This is a genomic window from Flammeovirga sp. AWQ4_249, assembly GCF_056161045.1.
The window spans coordinates 21,343-27,737 of record NZ_JBSWYJ010000061.1 but is presented as its reverse complement, the minus strand read 5'-3'; the positions used below and the strand labels follow the sequence as shown (position 1 = coordinate 27,737).

The 6,395-nt window shown below is 34.0% G+C and carries 7 protein-coding genes and 2 pseudogenes; 6 read left to right on the top strand and 3 right to left on the bottom strand.

Annotated features, from left to right (window positions below; translation table 11 throughout):
• Nucleotides 1–15: 15 nt before the first annotated feature.
• On the top strand, nucleotides 16–123 hold the full coding sequence (locus ACXAHM_RS24445) for a group II intron maturase-specific domain-containing protein (RefSeq protein WP_474966287.1): 108 nt from the start codon (nucleotides 16–18) through the stop codon (nucleotides 121–123).
• Nucleotides 124–419: 296 nt separating this feature from the next.
• On the top strand, nucleotides 420–998 hold the full coding sequence (locus ACXAHM_RS24440; protein WP_474966282.1) for a YdeI/OmpD-associated family protein: 579 nt from the start codon (nucleotides 420–422) through the stop codon (nucleotides 996–998).
• A 308-nt stretch (nucleotides 999–1,306) separates the two neighbouring features.
• On the opposite strand, the pseudogene ACXAHM_RS24435 reads toward ACXAHM_RS24440, so the two are convergent.
• Both ACXAHM_RS24435 and ACXAHM_RS24430 read right to left on the bottom strand, forming a co-directional pair.
• A pseudogene (locus ACXAHM_RS24435) lies at nucleotides 1,307–1,717 on the bottom strand (transposase); the annotation flags it as partial.
• Nucleotides 1,718–1,978: pseudogene (locus tag ACXAHM_RS24430) on the bottom strand (phage integrase N-terminal SAM-like domain-containing protein); the annotation flags it as partial.
• A gap of 259 nt (nucleotides 1,979–2,237) precedes the next feature.
• Between ACXAHM_RS24430 and ACXAHM_RS24425 the strand changes: the two are divergent.
• The 3 genes from ACXAHM_RS24425 to ACXAHM_RS24415 are packed head-to-tail and all read left to right on the top strand — an operon-like array spanning nucleotide 2,238 to nucleotide 4,513.
• Nucleotides 2,238–3,116: an alpha/beta hydrolase gene (locus tag ACXAHM_RS24425; RefSeq protein WP_474966279.1), complete on the top strand. Its 879-nt coding sequence runs from the start codon at nucleotides 2,238–2,240 to the stop codon at nucleotides 3,114–3,116.
• 8 nt (nucleotides 3,117–3,124) lie between these two features.
• Complete coding sequence (locus tag ACXAHM_RS24420) at nucleotides 3,125–3,595, top strand: SRPBCC family protein (protein WP_474966277.1); 471 nt, start codon at nucleotides 3,125–3,127, stop codon at nucleotides 3,593–3,595.
• Nucleotides 3,596–3,604: 9 nt separating this feature from the next.
• A complete protein-coding gene (locus ACXAHM_RS24415) occupies nucleotides 3,605–4,513 on the top strand; it encodes a helix-turn-helix domain-containing protein (RefSeq protein WP_474966275.1) in 909 nt (302 codons plus the stop codon).
• Between the two features lie 454 nt (nucleotides 4,514–4,967).
• Here ACXAHM_RS24415 and ACXAHM_RS24410 read toward each other — a convergent pair whose 3' ends face one another.
• Nucleotides 4,968–5,180 (bottom strand): hypothetical protein, encoded by a 213-nt coding sequence (locus tag ACXAHM_RS24410; protein ID WP_474966273.1) that lies wholly within the window; start codon nucleotides 5,178–5,180, stop codon nucleotides 4,968–4,970.
• Nucleotides 5,181–5,394: 214 nt separating this feature from the next.
• Here ACXAHM_RS24410 and ACXAHM_RS24405 point away from each other — a divergent pair, with 214 nt between their 5' ends.
• Nucleotides 5,395–6,231 (top strand): hypothetical protein, encoded by an 837-nt coding sequence (locus tag ACXAHM_RS24405; RefSeq protein WP_474966271.1) that lies wholly within the window; start codon nucleotides 5,395–5,397, stop codon nucleotides 6,229–6,231.
• Nucleotides 6,232–6,395 lie beyond the last annotated feature (164 nt).

Sequence of the window (6,395 nt, the reverse complement as noted above, 5' to 3'; positions counted from 1 at the left end):
TGGAAAATAGCCCCCTTGATTTACAAACTAAACTCAGTATTGTACGGTTGGTTGAATTACTTTTCGATTAGTAAAGTCACCCATATTTGGGGAGACAGCCAAGATTATTGTCAAACAACTTGATTATAAACTCTTCAAGTGGCTCAAAAGCAAAGGACGGAAAGCGCATAAGATGCTTCGCCAGCATCCCTATCGTATCTTTGTCAAAAGCAAAGGTCTGATAGACTTAGAAAAGTATGCTCGCTTGAAAACACTTGCGAAAGCTCAATGAAGAATTCTATCGGTAAGCCGTATGAGGGAAAACTTCACGTACGGTTTGATGAAGGGGGTTCTGATAGTTTTCTCAAAAAATGATTACATTTATAATTATTTAAACTGAGAGGGCTATCAGGCTCTACTCTACGCTGTAATTAAACAAAATGATTAAAACTGAAAACTTCGATAAGGTTGAAATTACTTCTCAAGAAGAACTCAGGTCATGGTTATTGAAAAATCATGCTCAATCTGAAAGTGTTTGGCTTGTTACCCACAAGAAAAGTGAGCCAGACAAGTACGTTTCAAGGTGGGACGTACTTGACGAGTTGATATGTTTTGGATGGATTGACGGTATTAGACGAAAACTTGATGACAAAAAAACTATGCAATTAATATCTCAACGAAAAGTTGAGCATTGGGCAAAGACCTACAAAGAGAGAGCAGCAAAACTAATTGACGAAGGAAAAATGCATAAGTCGGGACTAAAGACAATAGAAGACTCAAAATCGAACGGACTTTGGAACTTCATGGATGATGTTGATAATTTAGTTGTTCCCGAAGACCTATCACGGGAACTTTCAAAACTTGAGGGAGCTGCGGAGTATTTTAATTCAATAAATCCTTCGAGCAAAAGATTTGTACTAAGATGGATTAAACTTGCTAAGACCGATAAAACAAGAAAAAATAGAATCAAGAAGATTACTGAACTATCTTCTAAAGGAGAAAAACTACCAGGAAGTTAAAAAAGAAAAAACTACAGCCAATAATTAGGGCTTAGTTTGGTTTGCAAAGCCAAAAATTAAGCCCTAGTTGAACAATGGCGGTGTAGCCATGAAATGCAAACTTGTATGGAAATTAGGATGGACTTTTCGGTTACTCGGAAGGTCTTTTTTGTGGATACTATTTTTTCTTTCCTCCGATTTATTGTCGAAAGTTGAATTATTAGAAGAAAACCGTTCTCTTTTTTTGCTAAAACTTGCTCATTTTGGAAAGTCTAGGGTGTAACGTTCCAGGCTTATTTTCATAAGCAAAGAAATGAGGTAAGAAGGAGTTAATTCAAAGTATCCACCACATCACTTTTTGGTTTTGGAGGTGCACGCTGATGAGTAATTCTAGGCATAATCACCATTGTTCTTTCACCACAACAAGGACATTTTTTTGGATCATAACCTAGTCTTTCAACTGAAATTTTAATCCAATCCCATTCGATGATTTTTGGAGGTTTTTGGCCAATGGAAGCTCTAATTTTCTCCACTTTCTTTTTCTTAATAGCACCATTGTAAAACCCAAAATGTCGTATCCTTCGGAAGCCTTTAGGAAGAAGATGTCTGGCATATCTTTGAATAAATTCAATATCCGAAAGAGTCATCTCTTTTTTCTTTCCACCTTGCCTGTAATCCTTGTACGCGAAAGTGACTTTTCCCTTCGAATAATCTAATAGTCGAGGAAGTCTGAAAATATATCTTAGAGCATATACATAATGCTTGAATGCGGTATAAGAAGTTTTCTTATTTTCTTGAAGAAGAAGTAAATAATCATTAATTTGTTTATCAGAAAGTTGCAGAGGGTTCTTGTTAAAGTGCAATACTATTTTAGCCATTGACCTGATGTAGTTTTCAAAATAGGAAGTTGATTTTCCACTGAGTAAAATACTACGATAAAGCTCATCGTAGACTTTTTTAAAACCTGGGACATTTAGTTTCGCCTTTGTTATGATCGTCACTTTTTTTTCATCTTATGAAGCTTGAAGTTATACAATAAATTAAGATGCAAATATAAGAATACGAGTGCTTTAGCTAGCGGAGCTTTTGTTCAACATCAGCTAAACAGCAAGTCTCGGCCGACGCGTCCTCGCTCGCAGTTTAGCATATAAGTAGACACAAGGAAAAACAGGAAAACGGATAAGCAATTCAGGAATTCGAATAAGTTGAATGGACTAATTGCCAATAGCTTTGTGATATTAATCATATAAAGTAATTAAGATGTTCGGAAAACAAATTTCAGATTTAATGATCAAACCAGGGAAATCACCTGTGTTTGAGACTCCAGAAAAGTATTCATTGGAATATGAAGATGTCACTTTTAAAACCTCTGATGATGTTACCCTATCAGGTTGGCTTGTAAAGGGTGGAACAGATCAGGTTATTATTCAATCTCATTTTGGAGTGCAATGCTCTCGATGTGGTTTTACCCAAGAAGGAAAAGGAATGATGAAAAATGCGCTTTGGACAAGTGATATTCATTTCCTTGACCAAGCCAAGTACTTAGTTGAGGCAGGATATTCCGTCCTGATGTATGACATGCGTAATCATGGCGAAAGTGAACAAACAGGTTGGGTTTCTTGGGGTAAAGATGAAAGAAAAGACGTAGTAGCAGCAATAAAATTTATCACTAACCACAAAGACTATCAAAATGCAAAAATTGGATTGTTGTCTATTTGCATGGGACAAGGGGCAAGCGTTTTTGCTTTTGGAATGGAAGAAGAAATGAAATCATTCAATAATCTAAAGACTATGATTTCAGTCCAGCCACTAACTTATGATTACTTTGTTAAAGCAATGGGTTTACCAAATTTTCTAATCAACTCAGGAAATAAATACAATGCTGAGAAAAGAAACACTGACCTGACAGGAGATTCATTTCTTCCATACGTTAAGGATATATCAGTGCCTACTTTGGTTATTCAAAACCAAAACGACCCAATGACCAACATGGATATGGTTAAAGGCTTCTATAATGATATCCAAGTGGACAAAGATATCATGTGGTTAGATTTGGAGAAGAAAAGAGGTGCCGCATATGCATGGTTAGGTAAGAATTCAAAACCAATTGTTGGTTGGTTTAATAAATACATGAAATGAAAAAATTGATGTACATATTTATAGGCATATTAGCAGTTCTCATCATCTTGGTTTTTACAGGCAACAAATCAGTGCACCATGAAATCACTATAAATGCTGACCCTGAAAAAGTGTGGGATATTCTCACCAATATGGATGAATACCCTAGTTGGAACCCCGTGATGGAATTACTTGAAGGGACAGTTCAAGAAGGAAATAAAGTGAAGTATAAGTTTACCCAAGATGAAAATACCTCAAGTGAAATAGGGGCAACAGTGCTTCAAGTAACTCCAAATAAATTGCTGAATCAAAAAGGCGGAATTCCTTTAGTGCTAACTTTTAATCATAAGTATATGTTAGAGAGGACGGGTAATTCAACCAAGGTTACTATCCATGAAGACTACAAAGGAATTGGAGTTAACTTTTGGAATCCTAAGTCTGTTGAAGAAGCATATAAACGACTAAATATTGCTTTAAAAGAGAGAGTAGAACAATTTTAAATTTGGGTTATGAATGAATTAATAAGAATAAAATCGATTAACGATGTTCACCGCCTTTTTAAATTGGAAAGACCCAGACATCCACTGGTTTCTGTGATTCAAATTGACGATAGAATCACCAACTTTGATTACGGAGAATCCAAGTACATATTCGATTTCTATCAAATTAGTTTAAAACAGGGCTTTACAGGTTCAATGAACTACGGGAGAAATTCCTACGATTTCGATGAAGGTACATTGACTTTTATAAAACCAAACCAGACAATTCAGATAGAAAATCAAGATGAAATAAAGGGAAGCTCAGGTTGGACTTTACTTTTTCACCCTGACCTAATTCGAAAGGCTGAATTAGGAAGAACAATTGAAGATTACTCGTTTTTCAATTATGATTTAAATGAAGCATTGCATTTGTCGGAAAATGAAAGAAATTCAATTACCGACTTGGTCATGAAAATTCAACAAGAGTACAATCAAAATATTGACAAACATAGCCAAGAGTTAATCATTGCCAATATCGAGATGCTTCTCAAATACAGTAAGCGATTCTATGATAGACAATTCTTCACAAGAACCAACCTTAACAAGGATTTATTATCTGAATTCAATAAAGTCGTTAGAACCTATTACAATTCGGATAATCCAGTCCAAAACGGAATATTATCAGTAAAAGAATGTGCTAAGCAATTGAACCTATCTGTAAATTATTTGGGAGACCTCATTAAATCAGAAACGGGAAGAAGTGCAAAAGACCAAATCAACGATTACGTTATTGAAAAAGCTAAAAACCAGCTTTTGGGAAGTAACGAAAGTATAAGTCAAATTGCATATGGATTGGGATTTGAATATCCTCAAGGGCTCAATAAACTCTTCAAAGCAAAAGTAGGAATAAGTCCAAGTCAATATCGAAATTTGAACTGAATGAAAATAAAAACCCAGTGCCTAATAATTAGGGCTTAGTTTGGTTTGCAAAGCCAAAAATTAAGCCCTAGTTGAACAATGGCGGTGTAGCCATGAAATGCAAACTTGTAGGAGAAAATTAGGATGGACTTTTCGGTTACTCGAAAGGTCTTTTTTGTGGATACTGTTTTTTTCTTTCCTCCGATTTATTGTCGAAAATTGAATTATTAGGAGAAACCCTCTCTCTTTTTTTGCTAAAAATAGCTCATTTTGGAAAGTCTAGGGTGTAAATTTCTAGGCTTATTTTCATAAGCAAAAAAATGAGGTAAGAAAAAATTAATTCAAAGTATCCACTACATCACTTTTTGGCTTTGGAGGTGCACGCTGATGAGTAATTCTAGGCATAATTGCCATCGTTCTTTCACCACAGCATGGACATTTTTTTGGATCATAACCTAGTTTTTCTATTGAGATTTTAATCCATTCCCATTCGATGATCTTTGGCTAATGGAAGTTTCAATTTATTTTTCTTTGAGGAGAAGGAGATAATCATTAATTTGATCATCGGAAAGTTCAAGAATGCCTTATTAAAGTACAATGAGATGCTAGCGATGGTTCTCAAGTAGTTATTAAAGGTAGAAGTAGATTTTCCACTCAATATCATGTTTTGATACACTTGATCAAACATATTTTTAAAATCAGGAACAACACGTTTCGCTTTTTCGATTATCGTCTCTTTTTTTTCATCTGAAATAGCTTAAAAATTTACAATTAAATTAAGATGTAAATATAAGGATAGGAGGTCTTTAGCTAGCGGAGCTTTTGTTCAACATCAGTTAAAACAGCAAGTATCGGCCGACGCGTCTTCGCTCGCAGTTTAGCAAGTACGTTCTATGTAATTTATGGGAAAGCAAACTATCCAGAAAAATCAATATAAAGAAATTGAAAGATTAGAAAAGCATGCGGGTAAAAATGTAATTATTGGGTTATTAATTATAGTAATAGGAATGATAGGTGGATTTATTTATTTATCATATTCTGACAAAGGATATTTATGGCCTATGCTTATTACTATTCCAACATGGTTATCATACTTTTTCTCAAAAATTTATTTCTATTCTTTCAAAAAGAAAATCCAGAAGATTGATTTTAATAATATACAATTTGAAGCCAAAGCAATCGAATTAAAATTAATTTTTAAAAACAATAAAGAACGTATAAAGACCCTTACCTTAGCAGTTGTTATTACCTGCTTTATGAGCTACCTATCTTGGCATTATTATTACGAAACAAATTTATTATCAAAAGACTTAGAATATACAACTGGTGAAATGATAGGAGAATATGAATATTCATACTATGTAAACGGCTATCATGTTACAGATAAAGCTTACAGTTCATCAAGAAAAAGTAGCTTACTAAGTATTAAAGAAGGGGATAAGTTTTTAGTCTCTTACTCGCCTTTAGATTATAAAGTAAGTATGATAAATTTTGAAAAACCAACTCAAGTTCAACTTCTCAAGTATCAGAAGGAATTAGAACGAACATTTAATTCAAATCATGAAATAAATGCTAATTGTTTAGTTTTAACTATATATGAAAAGTTTGGAGTTAAGGGATTAGCTGCTTTATTCAAGTATTATTCTTTAAACGATAGAGTTAACTATCGACATTCAGATGATTTAGAAAAGTTAATTAATGAAGAATCATTTCAAGAGGAATTATTAAACTGTAATTAAAAAACATAGAACAACAGCTAATCTCCATCCTCCGGGTGACACGCCCGCTGGTCGTAGTTTAGCCATTACATTGGTGGTAATTTGAGAAAAACGAAAAAAATATGAATATTAAACAATTAACATTCGTACTTCTGACAATTGGACTAATTGGTTGCAATTCGACA